Origin of the sequence: Rothia nasimurium (assembly GCF_014217215.1) — a bacterium.
Lineage (GTDB): Bacteria > Actinomycetota > Actinomycetes > Actinomycetales > Micrococcaceae > Rothia > Rothia avistercoris.
Genome location: NZ_CP056080.1, coordinates 2381066 through 2400603, shown reverse-complemented (window position 1 = coordinate 2400603; position 19538 = coordinate 2381066). Strand labels below are relative to the sequence as shown.

General features: G+C 58.4%; 15 protein-coding genes and 1 rRNA gene. 8 read left to right on the top strand and 8 right to left on the bottom strand.

Features of this window, described 5'->3' with window-relative positions; translation table 11 throughout:
- Positions 1-180: 180 nt before the first annotated feature.
- The 3 genes from HWU94_RS10840 to HWU94_RS10830 all read left to right on the top strand — a co-directional run bounded on the left by HWU94_RS10840 (position 181) and on the right by HWU94_RS10830 (position 6225).
- A 23S ribosomal RNA gene (locus HWU94_RS10840) occupies positions 181-3275 on the top strand.
- A gap of 206 nt (positions 3276-3481) precedes the next feature.
- Positions 3482-4723 (top strand): hypothetical protein, encoded by a 1242-nt coding sequence (locus HWU94_RS10835; RefSeq protein ID WP_185173733.1) that lies wholly within the window; start codon positions 3482-3484, stop codon positions 4721-4723.
- A 641-nt stretch (positions 4724-5364) separates the two neighbouring features.
- The gene (locus tag HWU94_RS10830; RefSeq protein ID WP_185173732.1) at positions 5365-6225 is read left to right on the top strand and encodes an ABC transporter ATP-binding protein; all 861 of its coding nucleotides are present in this window, start codon (positions 5365-5367) and stop codon (positions 6223-6225) included.
- On the opposite strand, the gene HWU94_RS10825 is transcribed toward HWU94_RS10830, so the two are convergent.
- Positions 6209-6832, bottom strand: coding sequence for a LysE/ArgO family amino acid transporter (locus tag HWU94_RS10825; RefSeq protein WP_244955971.1), 624 nt, complete (start codon positions 6830-6832; stop codon positions 6209-6211). The two genes, HWU94_RS10830 and HWU94_RS10825, sit on opposite strands and share 17 nt — an antisense overlap.
- A gap of 70 nt (positions 6833-6902) precedes the next feature.
- On the opposite strand from HWU94_RS10825, the gene HWU94_RS10820 reads away from it, so the two are divergent.
- A complete protein-coding gene (locus HWU94_RS10820; RefSeq protein ID WP_185173730.1) occupies positions 6903-7817 on the top strand; it encodes a LysR family transcriptional regulator ArgP in 915 nt (304 codons plus the stop codon).
- A 116-nt stretch (positions 7818-7933) separates the two neighbouring features.
- Complete coding sequence (locus HWU94_RS10815; RefSeq protein ID WP_185173729.1) at positions 7934-8473, top strand: YceI family protein; 540 nt, start codon at positions 7934-7936, stop codon at positions 8471-8473.
- A gap of 283 nt (positions 8474-8756) precedes the next feature.
- Here HWU94_RS10815 and HWU94_RS10810 read toward each other — a convergent pair whose 3' ends face one another.
- Positions 8757-8942 (bottom strand): long-chain fatty acid--CoA ligase, encoded by a 186-nt coding sequence (locus HWU94_RS10810; RefSeq protein WP_185173728.1) that lies wholly within the window; start codon positions 8940-8942, stop codon positions 8757-8759.
- An 8-nt stretch (positions 8943-8950) separates the two neighbouring features.
- Positions 8951-9226, bottom strand: coding sequence for a cell division protein CrgA (locus tag HWU94_RS10805; RefSeq protein ID WP_237197782.1), 276 nt, complete (start codon positions 9224-9226; stop codon positions 8951-8953).
- A gap of 133 nt (positions 9227-9359) precedes the next feature.
- Here HWU94_RS10805 and HWU94_RS10800 point away from each other — a divergent pair, with 133 nt between their 5' ends.
- The 3 genes from HWU94_RS10800 to HWU94_RS10790 all read left to right on the top strand — a co-directional run bounded on the left by HWU94_RS10800 (position 9360) and on the right by HWU94_RS10790 (position 11064).
- Complete coding sequence (locus HWU94_RS10800) at positions 9360-10163, top strand: class E sortase (protein WP_185173727.1); 804 nt, start codon at positions 9360-9362, stop codon at positions 10161-10163.
- Between the two features lie 33 nt (positions 10164-10196).
- Positions 10197-10358: a hypothetical protein gene (locus tag HWU94_RS10795; RefSeq protein ID WP_185173726.1), complete on the top strand. Its 162-nt coding sequence runs from the start codon at positions 10197-10199 to the stop codon at positions 10356-10358.
- A gap of 64 nt (positions 10359-10422) precedes the next feature.
- Positions 10423-11064 (top strand): aminodeoxychorismate/anthranilate synthase component II, encoded by a 642-nt coding sequence (locus tag HWU94_RS10790; protein WP_185173725.1) that lies wholly within the window; start codon positions 10423-10425, stop codon positions 11062-11064.
- Positions 11065-11152: 88 nt separating this feature from the next.
- On the opposite strand, the gene pknB is transcribed toward HWU94_RS10790, so the two are convergent.
- Genes pknB through HWU94_RS10765 form a run of 5 tightly spaced genes read right to left on the bottom strand, consistent with a single transcriptional unit; the run spans position 11153 to position 19535 of the window.
- A complete protein-coding gene (gene pknB, locus HWU94_RS10785) occupies positions 11153-13156 on the bottom strand; it encodes a Stk1 family PASTA domain-containing Ser/Thr kinase (RefSeq protein ID WP_185173724.1) in 2004 nt (667 codons plus the stop codon).
- Positions 13157-13182: 26 nt separating this feature from the next.
- Complete coding sequence (locus HWU94_RS10780) at positions 13183-14913, bottom strand: protein kinase domain-containing protein (protein WP_185173723.1); 1731 nt, start codon at positions 14911-14913, stop codon at positions 13183-13185.
- Positions 14910-16352 carry a penicillin-binding protein 2 gene (locus tag HWU94_RS10775; protein ID WP_185173722.1) on the bottom strand — a complete coding sequence of 481 codons (1443 nt, stop codon included), beginning with the start codon at positions 16350-16352 and terminating at the stop codon, positions 14910-14912. Before HWU94_RS10775 ends, HWU94_RS10780 begins: the two co-directional genes overlap by 4 nt.
- Positions 16345-17796 carry an FtsW/RodA/SpoVE family cell cycle protein gene (locus tag HWU94_RS10770; RefSeq protein WP_244955970.1) on the bottom strand — a complete coding sequence of 484 codons (1452 nt, stop codon included), beginning with the start codon at positions 17794-17796 and terminating at the stop codon, positions 16345-16347. Before HWU94_RS10770 ends, HWU94_RS10775 begins: the two co-directional genes overlap by 8 nt.
- The gene (locus HWU94_RS10765; protein ID WP_185173721.1) at positions 17796-19535 is read right to left on the bottom strand and encodes a PP2C family serine/threonine-protein phosphatase; all 1740 of its coding nucleotides are present in this window, start codon (positions 19533-19535) and stop codon (positions 17796-17798) included. Before HWU94_RS10765 ends, HWU94_RS10770 begins: the two co-directional genes overlap by 1 nt.
- Between the last annotated feature and the right edge of the window lie 3 nt (positions 19536-19538).

The following is a 19538-nucleotide window of genomic DNA, read 5'->3' as shown; positions in this document are numbered from 1 at the left end:
TGGTCAGACGGTTGTGTGTGGTTGCCTCGAGTGGTATCGGGTTGTTGTTTGAGAACTGTATAGTGGACGCGAGCATCTTCGAATGTAATGAAGATTTCTCAATCTCTAATGATTGGGTTTCTTTGATACTTTTGATTTTGTACTTAGTTAGTCAAGGTTAATATCTTTGATTTTATCTGTGTGTAAGTTATTAAGGGCACACGGTGGATGCCTTGGCACTAGAAGCCGATGAAGGACGTGTGAATCTGCGAAAAGCCTGGGGGAGCCGATAACAGGGCCTTGATCCCAGGATGTCCGAATGGGGAAACCCAGCAAGCCATCATGGTTTGTTACCACCAGTTGAATGTATAGGCTGGTTGGAGGGAACGAGGGGAAGTGAAACATCTCAGTACCCTCAGGAAGAGAAAATAAGAATGATTCTGTGAGTAGTGGCGAGCGAAAGCGGAAGAGACTAAACCTGTGGTGTGTGATACCGGTTGAGGGTTGCATCATGGGGGTTGTGGGAGTACGCATAACAGTTTCAACCGGCTGTTGACGTGATGTTCTAGCATGTAGGTGAACGCCTTGGGATGGGCGACCGGAGAGGGTGAGAGTCCTGTAATCGTAATGTGTTAGACCGCGTGTGTGCCACCCGAGTAGCACGGGGCTCGTGGAATCTCGTGTGAATCTGCCAGGACCACCTGGTAAGTCTAAATACTTTCTAGTGACCGATAGTGAATCAGTACCGTGAGGGAATGGTGAAAAGTACCCCGGGAGGGGAGTGAAATAGTACCTGAAACCGTGTGCTTACAAGCCGTTGGAGCCTTTTGGGGTGACAGCGTGCCTTTTGAAGAATGAGCCTGCGAGTTAGTGTTCTGTCGCGAGGTTAACCCGTGTGGGGAAGCCGTAGCGAAAGCGAGTCTGAATAGGGCGTGTGAGTGGCAGGATCTAGACCCGAAGCGGAGTGATCTATCCATGGCCAGGTTGAAGCGACGGTAAGACGTCGTGGAGGACCGAACCCACTTCAGTTGAAAATGGAGGGGATGAGCTGTGGATAGGGGTGAAAGGCCAATCAAACTCTGTGATAGCTGGTTCTCCCCGAAATGCATTTAGGTGCAGCGTTACGTGTTTCTTGCCGGAGGTAGAGCTACTGGATGGCCGATGGGCCCCACAGGGTTACTGACGTCAGCTAAACTCCGAATGCCGGTAAGTGAGAGCGTAGCAGTGAGACAGTGGGGGATAAGCTTCATTGTCGAGAGGGAAACAGCCCAGACCATCAACTAAGGTCCCTAAGCGTGTACTAAGTGGGAAAGGATGTGGAGTTGCTTAGACAACCAGGAGGTTGGCTTAGAAGCAGCCACCCTTGAAAGAGTGCGTAATAGCTCACTGGTCAAGTGATTCTGCGCCGATAATGTAGCGGGGCTCAAGTACACCACCGAAGTTATGGCAATCAAGCCTTGTGCTTGGTTGGGTAGGGGAGCGTCGTGTATCCAGTGAAGCTGCGGTGTAAACCAGTGGTGGAGGGTACGCGAGTGAGAATGCAGGCATGAGTAGCGAATCACGGGTGAGAAACCCGTGCGCCGGATGATCAAGGGTTCCAGGGTCAAGCTAATCTGCCCTGGGTTAGTCGGGGCCTAAGGCGAGGCCGACAGGCGTAGTCGATGGATAACGGGTTGATATTCCCGTACCGGCGAAAAACCGCCCATACTGATATTTTGATGCTAACTGTGAGAAGCTGTTTGTAACCCTGCCACGTGTGGTGGGGAGCTTATGGTGGACTGCAGGACCCGATTTTTGGAGGTAAACGTATTAACAGGTGTGACGCAGGAAGGTAGCCAAGCCACGCGATGGTTGTCGTGGTCTAAGCGTGTAGGGTATCCGGTTGTTAAATGCGCCGGTGTTGGCCTGAGACGTGATGGGACCCCGTTATTGGGGGATTTGGTGATCCTATGCTGCCGAGAAAAGCATCGACGTGAGGTTTTAGCCGCCCGTACCCGAAACCGACACAGGTGATCAGGTAGAGAATACTAAGGCGATCGAGAGAATCATGGTTAAGGAACTCGGCAAAATGTCCCCGTAACTTCGGGAGAAGGGGAGCCTTGAGCGTGACCGGTCCGTGCGGCCGTGAGCGTGTATGGGTCGCAGAGAATTGGGGGAAGCGACTGTTTATTAAAAACACAGGTCCGTGCGAAGTCGTAAGACGATGTATACGGACTGACTCCTGCCCGGTGCTGGAAGGTTAAGAGGATTGGTTAGCCCCTTTGTGGGCGAAGCTGAGAATTTAAGCCCCAGTAAACGGCGGTGGTAACTATAACCATCCTAAGGTAGCGAAATTCCTTGTCGGGTAAGTTCCGACCTGCACGAATGGAGTAACGACTTCCCTACTGTCTCAACCATGAACTCGGCGAAATTGCAGTACGAGTAAAGATGCTCGTTTCGCGCAGCAGGACGGAAAGACCCCGTGACCTTTACTATAGTTTGGTATTGGTGTTCGGTGTGGCTTGTGTAGGATAGGTGGGAGACTGTGAAGCATGGACGCTAGTTCGTGTGGAGTCGTTGTTGAAATACCACTCTGGTCGCTCTGGATGTCTAACTTCGGCCCGTGATCCGGGTCAGGGACAGTGCCTGATGGGTAGTTTAACTGGGGCGGTTGCCTCCCAAAAAGTAACGGAGGCGCCCAAAGGTTCCCTCAGCCTGGTTGGCAATCAGGTGTTGAGTGTAAGTGCACAAGGGAGCTTGACTGTGAGACTGGCAGGTCGAGCAGGGACGAAAGTCGGGACTAGTGATCCGGCGGTACGTTGTGGAACGGCCGTCGCTCAACGGATAAAAGGTACCTCGGGGATAACAGGCTGATCTTGCCCAAGAGTCCATATCGACGGCATGGTTTGGCACCTCGATGTCGGCTCGTCGCATCCTGGGGCTGGAGTTGGTCCCAAGGGTTGGGCTGTTCGCCCATTAAAGCGGTACGCGAGCTGGGTTTAGAACGTCGTGAGACAGTTCGGTCCCTATCCGCTGCGCGCGTTGGAAATTTGAGAAAGGCTGTCCTTAGTACGAGAGGACCGGGACGGACGAACCTCTGGTATGTCAGTTGTACCGCCAGGTGCATGGCTGATTGGCTACGTTCGGGAGGGATAACCGCTGAAAGCATCTAAGCGGGAAGCCTGTTTCGAGATGAGATTTCCTGGCAGCGTTTGCTGTGTGAGGATCCCTATAGATGATGGGGTTGATAGGCCAGGTATGGACGCGGGGAATGCCCGTGGAGTTGACTGGTACTAATAGTCCGAAGGCTTACACTTTATGACTGAGTTTTGTTTTTGTTTGCGTCCACTGTATGGTTTTGAGATAACAACCCTTGGGTTGAATCAGCGAGGGGTTCTAGAGCTAACGCTCTAGAACCCCTCGCTTTTTTGTACCCAAAAACTACTCTTTACAAAAATAGAACAAATATTTTATATACTGTGCGGTTAAAAATACCCCTCAGCTCAGCCTGTAGAATCAGAGTATGACACTCACCGAGCAAGAAGCACACACCTGGTTCAGAGCCGCCGGGGCTCCGCTGGTTATCCCTGCGCGAGAGCGTGCGCGATGGACTCTCGCCCGTTCTGCCCCGCTTTCTGCCTGGCTTATAGTTTCTTCCTTCACCTATCTTACTTTGCTGTGGGGCCTAGCCCAGCTTGCTGTGGAGGCGCAGGACGGAGGGGTGCCGGTAGACGTGCCAGACAGCGTCCTGACACCCATCTTCATTGCCCTAGCCCTCGTGCCGCCCCTTCTGCTTCTGGTTGTACCCTGGGCCGTATCGCGCTTACTAGCGCCCCTGCCCTTCTGGCCCCAAACCCTGATTGGTGCGCTGCTTCTGCCCCTAGCGGCTTTCTCCATGCTGCCGCAGACTGCCCGCTGGATGGGGCTGGCAGATGTTGCTGACGCCTTTGCTGCCGGTGATGTGCTCTGGATCTTGGGGGCTACGCTCCTAGCTGTTTACCTGGGCTTGGATTCCCTGTGCTACTGGGCGCTTCGGCAGGTTGTGAAGGAGCTAGCTGCCCTTTCAAGCATGTTGGTCAAGGTGCTGCCGGTGCTCATGATTGCCGTGCTCTTCTTTTTTGTGAACGGTGATATCTGGCGTGTGGCGGCGGCTTTGAGTATGCAGCGTACTTTGCAGGTGGTGGCTATCCTGACGGTGTTGAGTTTGCTGGTTGTTTCGTCGACAGTAACCGAGAAGACCCGCCGGCTGCTGGGTGCCCGTAAAGGGGATAAGGTGGAGGAGGAGTTTACGGACGCCGAATACGCGGGTGCTGCTCTACAGGCTGGGGACTGGTGGCGTCAGGAGCTTGAAAATTTGCCCGCTGCGGGCTTGGGCCGCCCGGCTAATTTTAGGTGGGGTGAGTGGAATAACCTGGTGCTTCTCCCGATTGTGGTGCAGATGATTCAGGCTGTACTTTTTGCCGGGGTCGTTTTTCTGTTTTTTGTTTGGTTTGGCACGATCGCTATCCCTGATGCCACCATTACGAGCTGGCTGGGTTTTGAGGCCTCTAAGGTGACCCTCTTGGGTGTGCAGTTCCCGTTTACAGACGTTCTGGTGAAGGTGTCGATGGTGCTGGGGGCTTTTGCTGCCCTTAACTTTGCTGCTCAGACTAGTACGGATTCCCGCTACGCGGAGGAGTTCTTGGAGCCTGCCATCGGCCAGGTGCGGTGCACGGTGATGGTGCGAAATATCTACCGGGCTCGTCACAGCAGTAGAAGGTGTTGACCTTTTCTCTGGAGGTTTGTCAGAATGGGCTCTACGAGGAGGCTTGTCGATTAGCTTTCTCCTAGATACAGAAAGTCAACAATGACCGTATAATTTTTTGCCTTCAGGCTCGACGCCATCTTATCAACTCGCTTGTAGAGATAAGCGGGAGGGTAAGTGTGCCATGGCGCAGGCCTTTCTAAAGAGACACAGCATGATTCTTTAAAGCCGCCATATGCGGTGGCTTGTTGTCTTGAAGGTAAAAATGAAAACTTTAATTTCTCTTTCGCGTTTTTCCGTTGTTACTTTTTCTCGGTTTTATACTGTAAACCCTTTGCATGCCTGGATAGTAATAATCTCTTTAGTGCTATCTCCAGCACTAGGGGTAGTAGTTTCTGCCATACCCGGAGTGGCCCTTATCTGGGTTCTCGATGGTTTTGAACCTGTCTCTTTGGTTTTGCTGATTGTGGGCTACAGCCTGCTCTGGCTTTTATCCCGAGGGCTTACCTACTTGGTTTATCCGCTCTATGGAGCTCTCGAGCAGGCTGCTCAAACTAAGATAGCTCTGGAGGCATTGAATCATACCTATTGTTCTTCACGTCCGGCTCGTGCGCGGCAGGATGATGGAGAACTGGCCTACGCTTGCTCTCAAAAACTTTGGAGTGCTCAGCAACTATGTGGCCTATTGGCGGGAAGTCACTATTTTTGGGCTACATGGTCAGACACGTCGCAACTATCAGAAAAGCCGTATTGCGGTAGAAAAAGCCGGGGTGCAGTCCTACCGAGCTACGCGTAACCTATATTTGGGGCAGGCCCTGTTCCTAGCCTTACTTCTAGCCGTTCTTATGGGTGTCTACGCAGCTCTTAATAAAGGCCAGGAAATGGACATGGTGATTTCCGGTCTTGTGGCTCTCATTGGAGTAGCTCTTTACTCTATTCAAACTGTGCAGGATATAGGGTTCGGCCTATCATCGCTGGGTGTGGCTATGGCTAAGCAGGAAGAGGCCTCGCGAGCGGTACAAGGGAAGGGGGTTCAATTAGGGCAAGAAGCTATCGAGATAGGTCAGCTTCGTCAGTTGATAGCTACTCGTAGGCGGGGAATTATCTGGCTATGTGGAGAAAGCGGGTCCGGCAAGACCAGTTTGCTTGAAGCCTTGCTAGGGTTCCGCGCAGTTGCTGATGCTGAAGTAGTGCCACTGGATACCTTTTCAACTGTGCGGTATTTGCCCCAGAGCACTAATCTGATTTTTGATACTGCCCATCAGGTGATTCAGGCAGATCGTGCCCTAGAAGCAAGGCGGGTGGCGCTCGTCCGTACCCTGCTTGGGCCCCAAGATTCTCTTGTCGTGCTCGATGAGCCGACCACGGGTATCGGCTCCGGACACCGTGCTGCTGTCTGGCAGCAGATACGGCAGATAGCTGAATATATCTGGTTGTCGTGGTTACCCACGACGCTGATGCCCCTACCGAGTCCTCAGATACCTACCTACAGGTCGGGCAGGTGCCTTAGTGCCCGAACATGACCTTGTAGGCCAGGAAGAACATGAGGGCGGCGATGCCGGCGTCTAGCACGCGCCAGGCGCGGGGGTTGGCAAAAACAGGACGCAGGAAGCGGCTACACGAGGCGAGGAGAGTAAACCAGATAGCGCTACCGGTGACCGTGCCCGCGTAGAAAAGCCAGCGGTAGTCGCCCTGCTGTGCCGCAATACCACCAATGAGAACAAAGGTATCGAGGTAGGTGTGGGGGTTGAGGTAGGTCATGGCAGCAGCAATGAGCAGGGCCTTGCCCAGGGTCTGCGGCCCGGAGTCCTCGCTGGTGACCTTCATGGCGGACGGCCGCAGGGCACGTTTAGCAGCCATGGAACCGTAGATAACGAGGAAGGCCCCGCCACCCCAGCGCAGAATCTCCAGTACCCAGGCTGCTGAGTCCACCAGGGACCCGATCCCCAGCACTCCCAAGCCGATGAGCAGGGCATCAGAAAGAATGCAGAAGATGGCAATGGGCCAGATGAACTTGCCGATGATGCCCTGCTTGAGTACGTAGGCGTTCTGGGCACCGATAGCCACAATGAGTGAGAGCGAGGTACCGATGCCAAAGAGGACGTGGGGGAGGATTTCTGCGATAGTCACGAGAATCCATCGTAGGTGACCAGCATTCATAAAGCTATCTAATGAAACTTCAATAGCATAAGATGTTCTTATGATGCGCTTTACGACCGACCAGCTCCAAACCTTCGTTACCGTCATTGAATACGGCACCTTCGACGCAGCCGCCGATATTTTGGGCGTCAGCGCCTCTGCCATCTCACAACGCGTCAAGGCAATGGAACAGCTGGCCGGGCGGGTGCTCCTCAAGCGCACTAACCCGGTGGCTCCCACCGAGTCGGGGCAAAGCGTCCTGCGCATTGCCCGGCAAAGTGAATTCCTGCACGCAGAAATGGAGCGTGAGCTCGGCGGTAGTGAAGAGGGGCAGAGCGTAGCTGTGGCCGTCAACGCCGACTCCCTAGCCACCTGGTTCCTCTCGGCCGTTGCAGAACTGGCCGCCCACGACCGCATCTTCTGCGACGTGCGCCGAGAAGCCGAGTACCACTCGTCCGCCCTGCTGCGGTCGGGCGAGGTGATGGCCGCCCTGACCTCCAGCCCCGAACCTATCGCCGGTTGTTCCGTTGAGAAGCTGGGCGATATCCGCTACCGCGTGGTTGCCTCCCGTGACTACCTGGTGCGCTACTTTCCCGCCTACCCGCAGGTCACCGCCGAGCAGCTGGCACTTGCGCCGGTGGTGGAGTTTGACCGAAAGGATTTCGGGCTAGCGTCCGCCCGGGGTCTGCTGCTCGACCGCTTTGCGGTGGAACCTGACTCCTGGCAGAGCTCACCCACCATCTACCTGCCCAGCTCACCCGACTATGGGCGAGCCGTTCTGGGTGGAATTGCCTGGGGTATTCTGCCCGAGGTGCAGGCCCTCGATGCCCTTGCCTCTGGCGACCTGGTGGAGCTCGCCCCCCAGCCGGTTGACGTGCCGCTCTACTGGCAGCACTGGAACATCAGCTCCCCCGTGCTCGCCCGGCTGAGTGAACGGGTGTACGCTGCAGCCGCGGGCGAAGGGGTTCTTCGATAGCCCCGCCGGCTAAAATTTTCTTTGTAAAATTTTTCGCCGCACAGCTTGCACGAGTAAAACTTTACTTGTAAAGTAATAACTGTTGAAAACAAACCGTCCGCTTGAAAGGCACAATCATGGCAGAACTCACCGCAGGCACCTGGAACTATGACTCAGCACACTCAGAGGTGGGCTTCACCGTGCGCCACGCAGGCATCACCAAGGTGCGCGGCACCTTCGAACAGGTCGACGCCCAGCTCGTCATCGCTGACAACATCGCAGACTCCACCATCAAGGCAACCGCACAGATCGCCTCGGTTAACACCAACAACGCTGATCGTGACGGCCACCTGCGCAGTGCAGACTTCTTCGATGCAGACGCTCACGCCACCATGGCCTTCGAGTCAACCTCCTTTGATCTCGACAGCGAAGACCTGACCATCGCAGGTAACCTCACCATCAAGGGTGAAACCCGCCCCGTCACCTTCACCGGCGAATTCACCGGTGCAGTCGTCGACGCCTTCGGTGTTACCCGCGCCGGTGCATCTGTCTCAGCAACCATCTCCCGCAAGGACTTTGGCATCACCTGGAACGCTGCAGTTGAGGCCGGTGGTGTGCTGGTCTCAGATAAGGTCGTCATCAACCTCGATGTAGCCTTCACCGCTCCCGAAGCGTAATCAGACTCCCAGCGTGAGAACGCTGACGAGATAAAGCACACTGCTTGAGACATATACCCAAGCCAAGGTGCAAAATCAGCTGAACTTGAGCTGATAGGTGTTGTGTAGCCCTGCCCTCCTCTGCCTTACAGTAGGGGAGGGCAGGTTGCTTTAAGGGAAAGGACGCTCCTAGCCACTTTCCTTTCGATTCCGCTCCGCGGCCTTTTGGAACCCGGGGCGCTCACCGGTTTTACTAAAACCCTACTGGCTCTCCGGCTACCTTCTCCGCCGCTGGGGCAGGGCCCTAGCCCGCCACCGCCTGCCACACAAAATAAATAGCCACAGCAGCAACCACACCGAACAGTGCCCACCGGCGTAGCTTGGTCTCAAACCGGGCGGCACGAATATCGGCGCGCTGATCCAGCGTCTCGTTCGGATCAACCGGCGCTAGGTTCGAGGGGTTGGTTGTCTCAGGTTTCTTCTCAGCCACAGCGGCACCTAGCGCCAGCGGGTGGTCATAATCAGACCCACCATCATGAAGCCAATGCCGATACCGATATTCCAGTTACCGATACCCGGAATCGGGTACACCGACTGGGAAATGTAGAAGGTAATAATCCACAGCACGCCAATCACAATCATGGCGAACATAATCACGCGATACCAGAGGGGGGTCGGCGACGGGAAATCATCGTCGCTGTACATCGATTCAGCAACGCGGCGTAGCTCCGCCTCTTCAAAATCCTCGTCACGAATAGACTTCGACTCAGCCACTTTTCCTCCAGTAGGGGAGCGCGCTCCCGGGCAGATTATAAAAATTACGGTTTAGACACGATTTTAACCGTAGTACCTGAAAAAGTTCTAACATTAAACAGCCCCCAGTAACTGTCCCACGCCGAGGTGAGATGTGACCACAGCAGCCCCTACCGCTAGCCGCCGCGCGCGTCCCCCTGCTAGTCGCACCCCCCTGCAATGGGTTATTCAAATCGTCGGCGAACTTCTAATCACGGCGGGTCTTATCCTGCTCCTGTTCGTTGCCTGGCAGCTCTGGTGGACCAACATCGACGCCAACCGCACCCAGCAGCAAGCCGTCGACAGCCTCATTCAAGAGTTCAATAGCAGTAGTGGAACTTCTGTCTCTGCTACTACTGGTGAGGGAACAGCAACCGAAAACGTCGTACCCGACTATGACCCCGCTGATCCGCCGGTAGTCTCCCCGCCTGCCTACGGGCAGGCCTACGGCGTGGTCTATATTCCCCGCCTGGGTCAAAACTACGCCCGGCCTCTCGCCGAAGGCGTAGGCACCGACGTGCTCGACACCCTGGGGCTAGGGCGCTACCCCAGCAGCCAGATGCCCGGCGAATACGGAAACTTCGCCCTAGCGGGTCACCGCCAAACCAACGGTGCGGTCCTCGATAATATCGACCTGCTCCAAAGCGGCGACAACATCTACGTGCGTACCGCTGAGGGCTACTACACCTATCGGGTCTACGAGCACAAGATTGTGCTCCCCACCCAGGTAGAGGTAATCGCCCCTAACCCCGATAACCCCGAAGCGCCGGCGGCTGACGCTGACCGCCGCCTACTCACACTGACCAGCTGCCACCCCCGCTACGGCGACACCGAACGCTACATTGTTCACGCCGAATTTGTCAGCTGGCAGCCGGCTGAAGCCGGTGCCCCCGAAGAAATCGCCGCCATCGCCGGCTAAAGCCAACCACCGCCGTCCACCCCAAGGAACCCCATGTACGCCTGGATTTTCCGTCACCTACCCGGCCCCCTGTGGCTGCGCATCATCATCGCTATTGCCCTCATAGCTGCCGCCGTCTACCTGCTCATGGAATACGTCTTCCCCCACTTCGCCGAATACAGCCCCTTCAACACCGACGTGACCATAGAGCAATAAGCACCGGACGCCCGCCCCACCCCGTGCGATAGAATCAAGACACCATCACGAAAGGGCAGGTGCCATGACTAAAATCCTCGTCATCGATAACTACGACAGCTTCGTCTTCACCCTGGTCGGTTACATCCAGCAGCTCGGCGCTGAAACTACCGTCATCCGTAACGACGAACTGACTCTTGACGAGACCATCGCCCTCGCCCAGGAGCACGACGGCGTGCTCGTCTCACCCGGCCCCGGCAACCCTGCCGAAGCGGGCGTCATCATCGACGTGATCAAATGGGCCAAGACCGCTAACAAGCCCCTGCTCGGCGTCTGCCTGGGCCACCAGGCCCTCGCCGAAGCCTTTGGCGGGGTTGTGGGCCACGCTCCCGAGCTCATGCACGGTAAGACATCCCAGCTGGTGCACACCGGCCAGTCCGTCTTCAAGGGCCTGCCCAGCCCCTTCACCGCCACCCGCTACCATTCTCTCGCCGTTGAACCTGCCACCCTGCCTGCTGAGCTAGAGGTTACTTCCAATACCGATAACGGCATCATCATGGGCCTGCGCCACGTTACCGCCCCCCTGCACGGCGTACAGTTCCACCCCGAATCAGTGCTCACTGAAGGTGGCTATCTCATACTCGGCAACTGGCTAGAAGAAGTCGGCCTAGAAGGTGCAGCTGCCCTGGGAGCGACTCTCTCCCCTCTTATTGAACCGGCAGCCTAACCCTACTAACGTGGAAACCCAAAAACCCTTATAACAAAGCCGCCCTCCCCGCAGCGGGGAGGGCGGCTTTACGCTTGGCTAGTGACGCCTAGTTGTCGTCATTACCGTTTGCGGTTGCCGCTGCACTCGGAGTTGCCTGGGCAGTCGGTGCAGTCTGCTGAGTTGCCTGAGCCGTTGCCGCAGCAGTGGGTGCAGGATTTGCTGCGGAGCTAGGAGCGGTCGTAGCTGCTGCGCTAGGAGCAGTGGTAGCTACAGGGGCACTAGTTGGTGCAGGAGCAACTGCCACGCGAATCGTTACGGTTGAGCCCTGCTCAATGAGAGTACCCGGGGTGGCACTCTGCGAGATAACGGTGCCAGCGGGCTGGGCGGTAGTAGTAACGGTTTCGATATTGGTGCTCAGCAGAGTATCTGAGGCGGTCAGCGCCGCAATAGCGGCATCACGGCTCAGGCCAACCAGGCTGGGAACCTCGACCTTACCGTTGGAGAGGATAATATCGACGGTTGAACCGGCGTCTACCTGTTCGCCAGAGCCGGGGGTTACACCCACAACCATACCGGCAGGAACGGTGGGGCTGTTGACGGTGGTGGTACGGCCAGGAGTGAGTCCGGCGTCCGTTAGGGCTTCGCGTACGTACTGCTCGCTCTGCCCCTCGAGGTTAGCGGGAACGGTGAGCACAGCAGGGCCTGACGATACGGTCACAATGATTTCCGTACCCTCTTCAGCCTCAAGACCGGTCACAGGCGAGGTCTTGATGACTGAGCCCTTTTCTACGGTGTCAGAGTGCTCTTCTTCAAACTTGAGTGTGAAGTTCAGGTTGCGTAGCTGGGTTTCGGCTTCTTCCTTGGTCATGCCCTGAACCGCGGGAACCACATGCACGGGAACCTCATTGAGCTTGGCCTGGTAATAGAGCACAGAGCCTACGCCGAAAGCTGCCAGCAGGAGGATGAGCATAGTGGTGAGAGCCTTGCTCCAGGCGCTGCGGCGGCGCTTCTTGCGAGCCTTAGCCGGGTCCTGGCCGTAGCCGTAACCGTAGAGTTCTTCGTCGGTGTATTCAGACTGAGCATTGTCAAAGAAGCTACCAATGCCAGCTTCTTCGGTCTCACGCGAGCTGGCAGCGGCAGCGCCAGCAGCAGCCCCTGCACCGATAGAAGCTGCACTAAAGGCAGCGGTAGCTTCGGTGGGATCCTGGTCCTCACCAGAAACTATGCCGCCCTCGGCATCTTTCAGGGCGGACGCGAATTCACCGGCGCTCTGGTAACGGCTAGCAGGGTTCTTTGCCAGGCCCTTGAGCACAGCTGCGTCGAGGGCCGGGGAAACCTCTTCGAGGGCGAAGGCGCTGGGAGGCTGAGGGGTTTCGCTCAGGTGCTTACCGGCTAGCTCTACATTGGTCGGGGCGTCAAACGGTGAACGCCCTGCCAGCATCTCGTATACTACGCAGGCAGCTGAGTAAACATCGCTGCGGGCATCGACGGTCTCACCGCGAGCCTGCTCGGGTGAGATGTAGCGGGCGGTACCCATGACGGTGTTGGCCTTGGTTAGGGCATCACCGGCTTCTTCGGCGGCACGGGCAATGCCGAAGTCCATGACCTTAATCTGACCGGGCTCACCTAGCTCACGGTCCTCTGCCGTCTGCGGCAGAATCATGACGTTAGCGGGCTTAATGTCGCGGTGCACAATACCTGCGCTGTGGCTGTAGTCGAGAGCCTCGAGAATCTGCACGCCGTAGGCAAGGGCCTGGGCCTGGTCAACCTCGCCGCGTGACATGGCGTCGCGCAGGGTGGTGCCCTGAACCAGCTCCATGACCATGAAGGGCACAGAAACCTCGGAGCTACCTACCTGAATATCAAAGGAGCCGGTGTCGTAGACCCCCACGATAGAGCGGTGGTTGAGTGCCGCGACGGCCTCTGCCTCGCGCTGAAAACGGGCGCGGAAGATGACGTCCTGAGCGTGCTCAGTCCGCAAGACCTTGAGGGCAACCTTACGCCCCAGGCGTGTATCAACCGCCTCGTAGACGGTCGCCATGGCGCCGGAGCCGATAACGGCTCCGACCTCGTAGCGCTGATCGATAGTTTCAGGAACCTGCTGGTCCATGTATTCACCCATCATTTCCGGTGGAGTTAGTTGCCGGTCGAATCAGCGCTCGGTGAGGCTGCTTCTGAGGCGGTATCTGACTGTGGTGCTGAAGCACTCGGTGAGGCGGAGGCCGTTGCTGACGCACTTTCCGCGGGTGCCTTGGCTACGTAGACGTCTACGCTACTGCCTACTTCAACTCGGGATCCCGAGGTGGGGCTGGTTCGTAGGACGGTTCCTTCGCGGGCACTACTGCTTTCTTCAAAGTGAATCTGCACGTTAACGCCCAGGGCAGTAATCGCGTTGATGGCCTCTTCAGAGTCTGTACCCTCCAGATTACTGGGTAGGGTCACTGATTTGGGGCCGGTGGAGTACTGCACGGTAATGGTTTCACCCATTTCTACACTGCCGGTAGGTGAAACAGAGAGTACCGTGTCTACGGCAGATTCAGAGGTGACGCCGGTGGTTCGGGTTGAGAAGCCCAGGGTGGTGAGTTCGTTGACGACCTCATCGAGGGGGCGGCCCTCATAGCTTGCTGAGTCAATTTCGATGCGGGTGGGGGTCTCTGCCGCGCTGGCTTCTTCGGTGGTGGGTGAAGCGCTGACGGTTGAGACGGTACCCGAGGCGGTGGGGGTGCCGTCGCTGGGGGTGCTAGAGCGGTTACTTCCCGCTAGTACAAACCAGACAACGGCGGCGATCAAGAGGAGGGCAAGCACCAGGGAAACCCAGCCCCAGGGGCTCTTCTTCTTTGCCGGGGTTTCAGCTGCCGGGTAGGCGGCGACCGGGGTGCTGGGTACGCGAGCTGTGGTGGGCTCGGGCTCGTAGCGGGCTCCCGAACCGAAACGTGCAGCCGCGGGGGCTACAGCGGTGGGGGCCGTCATGACCTGGGTGGCCTGGGTATCTGCCCCCTGAGGCAGGAACTTGCTCAGGGGCGGTACAGCTTTGATGGCGGCCGGGATGTCGCGGCGGCGGATGGCGTCAATGGCGGACGCCAGCGCGGTGGCGGTCTCGGGGCGGTCCGCTGGGTCTTTGGAGAGCAGGCACATGATGAGCGCTGCTGCGGGGGCGGGGACGTCCTTGGGCAGGGGCGGTGGCGGATCGTTGACCTGTGCCAGGGCAATGGCGATCTGCGATTCACCGGTGAAGGGGCGCTTACCCGCTAGGCACTCGTAGCCGATGATGCCCAGGGAGTACATGTCTGAGGAGGGGGTGGCCTGCTGGCCGGTTGCTTGCTCAGGAGCCAGGTACTGGGCGGTGCCCATGACCTGGCCGGTGGCGGTCAGGGGTACCTGGTCAGCCAGGCGGGCAATGCCGAAGTCGGTGACCTTCACCCGCTCGTCCGGAGTGATAATCAGGTTGCCGGGCTTCACGTCGCGGTGCACGAGCCCCTGGGCGTGAGCGGCTGCCAGGGCGCGGGCGGTCTGTGCCATGATGTTGAGGATGCGGTCAGCAGGTAGCTGCTTGTCGCGCTCAATGATGTTAGACAGCGGCTCACCGGGTACGAGCTCCATGACCAGGTAGGCAGAGCCGTCCTCTTCGCCGTAGTCAAAGACGTTGGCGACGCCGGGGTGGTTGAGCAGGGCGGTGTGGCGGGCTTCGGCGCGGAAACGCTCAAGGAAGCCGGGGTCGCCCGTATATTCCTCTTTCAGAATTTTTACGGCGACGGTACGGCCCAAGACCTTATCGCGCGCCTTCCAGACCTCGCCCATACCGCCAATTGCGATACGCTCGGTCAGGGTGTAGCGACCACCAAGAGTCACATCTACCGAAGGCCTCACTTGTTCAACACCGCCTCAAAAAGTTGTTTACCTGCGGGAGCAGCAAGCTGCGCCCCTGTTGTGGCGTCTACACCTTCATAGACTACCGCGATAGCTACCTGCGGGTCGTCCGCTGGAGCGAAACCGGTGAACCAGGAGTTGTTTAACCCCGTGTCTCCAATTTCAGCGGTACCGGTTTTACCGGCCACCTGGACCCCGCTGACCGCGGCGCCCGAGGCGATACCGTTGCTCACGCCGTTTACCATCCAATCGGTTACCTGGTTGGCGATATCGGCTGAGGTGGAGCGTCGTAGCTCCTCAGCTGAGAACTCATATAGCGAGCTGAGGTTGTGGGACTTAACCGACCTGATCAGGTTGGGTTTCATCTGCACACCGTCGTTCGCGATAGCTGCGCTCATCATAGCAACCTGCAAAGGGGTGGTCTTCACATCGTACTGACCAATAGACGCCTGTGCTAGCTGGCTGTCTTCCATGTTGGTCGGGAAGACTGACTGTGACACAGCTAGAGGGATTTGGAGGTCTTGCCCGTAGCCAAAGTTGCTGGCGGTCTGGGCGATGGTTTCTTCGCCCAGGTCCATGGCAATCTGGGCAAAGGGGGTGTTGCAGGACTGCGCCAGGGCCCACTCGATGGTGGCGGACGTGCGGGTTGAGCACTGGCCGCCGGTGTAGTTGGGCAGGGTGACGGTGGTGTTCGGCAGGGTCAGGTTCTGAGGGTTGGGAATCACCGAGTCCGCATTGTATTTACCCGATTCGAGGGCGGCTACGGCGTCAATAATTTTGAAGGGTGAGCCGGGTGCGTAGGTGTCGCCCGCGATAGCGCGGTTGTAGAGCGGGTGGTTGGCGTCCTCATTGAGGGCCGCGTACTGGGCCAGCACCGATTCGGCGTTGTGGGACGAGAGGGTGTTGGGGTCGTAGGAGGGGGTGGACACCATAGCCAGGATTTCGCCGGTCTTGGGGTCGAGGGCCACGATAGAGCCCTTGTAGCCGTCCAGCAGGTTGTAGGCCAGCTGCTGGAGCTCGCTGTCGATGGTCAGCTCAACGCTGGCCCCCTGGGCGGTGTTGCCGGTGAACATCTGGGCCAGGCGGTCGTAGAACTGGGCGTCGGAGTTGCCCGACAGCTGGTCGTTCATGGCAGATTCCAGGCCGGTTGCCCCGTAGATGGATGAGAAGTAGCCGGTGAGCCCCGCGTAGAGCTCGGGCTGGGAGTAGGTGCGCTGGAAAGCGTAGCCGTCGTTCGACTCTACGGACGAGGCGATCTCGACGCCGTCAACCACAATGGACCCGCGCTGGGAGCCGTAGCTTTCGTAGAGGGTGCGGGAGTTCCAGGCGTTGGCCTGCAGGTTTTTAGCGTCAAAGAATTGGATATAGGTCAGGGTGCCCAGCAGCATCACGAAGACGCAGGCCGCAGCAATCCATGCCCGGCGGATAGCTTTATTCACCGCGAGCACCTCCTGAACGGTTGGTTTCGGTAATTCTAGAAATGACGGACGTGGCGCCCTCGGGCTCGTAGCCCTCGTAGTCGATGCTGTCTGCCTCGTCGAACTCTTCTACCACGTGCGGGGCACGGGCAGTGTGGGAGATGGCGAGCAGGATGGCTACGATGACCCAGTTTGAGAGCAGGGAGGAGCCACCGGCCGACATGAAGGGGGTGGTCAGACCTGTCAGGGGAATCAGGCGGGTCACGCCGCCAACTACCACGAAGAGCTGGATCACGATGAGGGCTGAGAAGCCTGCTGCCAGGAGCTTGCCGAAGGCGTCGCGGGTGCCCAGGGCAGCGCGGAAGCCGCGGGAGACTAGCAGCAGGAAGAGCATGAGGATAGCCCCCAAGCCCAGTAGGCCCAGTTCTTCACCCAGGGCGGTGATAATCATGTCTGAGTTGGAATATGAGACCAGGTCGGGGCGGCCGTTGCCCCAGCCGCGCCCGAACAGACCGCCAGAGGCCAGGCCGAAGAGGCCTTGCACAATTTGACCTGAGCCGCCCAGGGGCTGGTTGTAAATCTCGGGATCAAAGGCATGGACCCAGGAGTTGATGCGGTAGTAGACGTGGGAGATGTAGTTGTAGGCCAGCACGCCGCCGGCGGCTACAAAGAGCAGGCCCAGGGCAACCCAGGTGAGGCTTCCGGTCGCTAGGAAAAGCATGGCCAGGAAGATGCCGAAGAAGAGGATAGCCGAGCCCAAATCGCGCTGGAAAACCAGCACCGCTAGCGAGACGAACCAGGCGATAAACATGGGGGCCAGGTCTTTGAAGCGGGGCAGGCGTACCGGGCCGATGCGCTTACCGGCCAGCATGATCAGGTCGCGGTGGGTTGAGAGGTAACCGGCGAAGAAGATGGCCAGGGTAATCTTGGCGACTTCACCGGGCTGGAAGGTGCGGCCGCCGAGTGAAATCCAGATGCGGGCACCGTTAATTTCGGTACCGATGACCGGTAGCAGCGGCAGCAGGAGCAGCACAATCGAGGCAGCCAGAGAAATATAGGTGACCTTCCGCAGTACCCGGTGATCGCGCAGGAAGAAGAGCACCACGGCTGAAGCAATCATGGCTACGCCGGTCCACATGAGCTGGGCCGCCCCCGCGTTAGCGGTGGTGGTCAGGTCGATACGGTAGATCATGGCTAGACCCAGCCCGTTGAGAGCCACAGCAATCGGCAGAATAAAGGGGTCGGCGTAGCGGGCCCGCATATACATAACGGCATGCAGTACCAGGGCGCCCACACCCTGAACGGTAAGAGCCTGTACCCACATGCGGTTTTCCAGGGCCGCTTCGGGGTCTACCAGGTACATGGCGACAGGGCAGAGCAACACCGCGAGCACGGTGAGTACCAGTTCGGTCAGTCGGCGGGAGCGGGGCAGCTCAACCGCAGGTGCGGCAGATGAAGCGCTCACTAGTTACCTCCCTGGGTGGTTGTGCTGGTATCGGGTGTTGGGCTGGTTTCGGATGCCGGGCTCGGCTCACCCGAGACACTGGCAGAGGCGCTCGGGGTGGGCTCCGCCGTGGTGACGGTTCCCGGTGTGACCGTAGCCGGTAGCTGGTCGCGCAGGTTCTGCACGATCTGCTCAGCCTCGTCCTGGCTCGTGGCGGTGATAGTGCTGCGCAGAAGCGACTGGGAGAACTCCGGTAGGGAGCTGACCTCAATATCGGTCTCTTCCACCACGCTGTTCAGGCTCACCGGCCCCAGGGACTGGTTGATGCCGTTAAACACCGTCACGTGGTCGTCCTTAACACCCACGTAGTACTGGGTTTTGGTCCAGGCGAAGAAGCTCCAGGCGCTCGCCGCGAGAACCGCCAGGGTCAGGGCCACCACGAAGACCCGCATGGGCCAGCGGTGGGGCGACGGTGCCACCTCGTTGCTCAGGGCAACCCGGTATTCCTCGGGCAGCTCAGCGGGTTCCAGGGTCTGGGTGGCCTGCTGCTGCGAGAGAGTGCTGATGTTCTGGGCTGTGCGGGCTGTCACCGCCGGAATCATACCGGTCTGGGTTGCGTTAGCGGCAGCTCCCACCAGGTCGTGGGGTCGCTCCGAGAGCTCCTGGCGCAGCACGGACGCCGGGGTCGGCTCGTCCTCGCCGTCACCGGTGGTGGCGGTGGCGGCGTCCACCCCGGCCTTAACCGTCATGGTGTTGAGCACGCCGTCAGTGAAGGATTCGCCGCGCCACTTGCCGTGGCGCAGGGCGTTACGCATCTTGGCATGCTGGGGCATGCGGCGGCGCCAGGGGGCGCGGTGCTCGCCGTCCTCGTCTACCGGCTCACCGGCGTCTGCCCCCTCTGCCTCGCTGTCGCTGGAGGCGGGCTCAGCGGCCTCCTGCTCCACGGTGGGGTAAACCCCCACCAGCTCACCGTCCTTACCGTACTTACGCACCGGAATAATCGGCTGCGGGGCGGTAATCGCCGCAGATAGGGAATCCTCGCTAATGACCTGCAGAGCCACCACGGTCACGTTATCGGGGGCGCCGCGTTCCAGGGTCATATCGGTCAGAATATCGACCACCTGCTGCAGGTCGCCGGTGGAGCGCATGACCGCCTCAATCTCAGCTACCTGCACCACGGCGTCCAGGCCGTCAGAGCTCAGCACCCACTTTTCGCCCACCACGGCGTCCAGGGTGCGAAGTTCAAGCTCGGGGGAGGCATCAACATCGCCCAGCACTCGCATAATCACGTTCTTGTGCGGGTGAGCCTCAGCCTCCTCGGGGCTAATACGCCCCTCTTGCAGCAGGCGCTGCACAAAGGTGTGGTCGGTGGTGACCTGCTCAAACACGCCGTCGCGCAGGCGGTAGGCGCGCGAGTCACCAATATGGGCCATCTCAATGCGGTCGCCATCAATCAGCAGAGCCGTGCAGGTGGTACCCATACCCGCCAAACGCGGGTTCAGCGCCACCAGCTCATTCATGATGATATTGGCATTCACGATCTCATCGGCCAGGTACACCCCGGCATTACCCTCAAAACCTGCCCGGTCAAGAGGGGTCAAATCAAGCACCGTGGTCGCCGACGCAACGTCGCCGCCCACATACCCGCCCATACCGTCGGCAACAACCGCCAGGTAATGGCCTGCATACCCCGAATCATCGTTTTTAGAGCGCACTCGCCCCACATCGGAGCGGGCCGCAAAACGGAAAGCGATACTCATGCA

Coding starts and splice junctions, on each gene's coding strand:
- HWU94_RS10835 (WP_185173733.1), top strand. CDS start 3,482: ATGACACTCACCGAGCAAGAAGCACACACCTGGTTCAGAGCCGCCGGG.
- HWU94_RS10820 (WP_185173730.1), top strand. CDS start 6,903: ATGATGCGCTTTACGACCGACCAGCTCCAAACCTTCGTTACCGTCATT.
- HWU94_RS10815 (WP_185173729.1), top strand. CDS start 7,934: ATGGCAGAACTCACCGCAGGCACCTGGAACTATGACTCAGCACACTCA.
- HWU94_RS10795 (WP_185173726.1), top strand. CDS start 10,197: ATGTACGCCTGGATTTTCCGTCACCTACCCGGCCCCCTGTGGCTGCGC.
- HWU94_RS10790 (WP_185173725.1), top strand. CDS start 10,423: ATGACTAAAATCCTCGTCATCGATAACTACGACAGCTTCGTCTTCACC.
- pknB (WP_185173724.1), bottom strand. CDS start 13,156: ATGGACCAGCAGGTTCCTGAAACTATCGATCAGCGCTACGAGGTCGGA.
- HWU94_RS10765 (WP_185173721.1), bottom strand. CDS start 19,535: ATGAGTATCGCTTTCCGTTTTGCGGCCCGCTCCGATGTGGGGCGAGTG.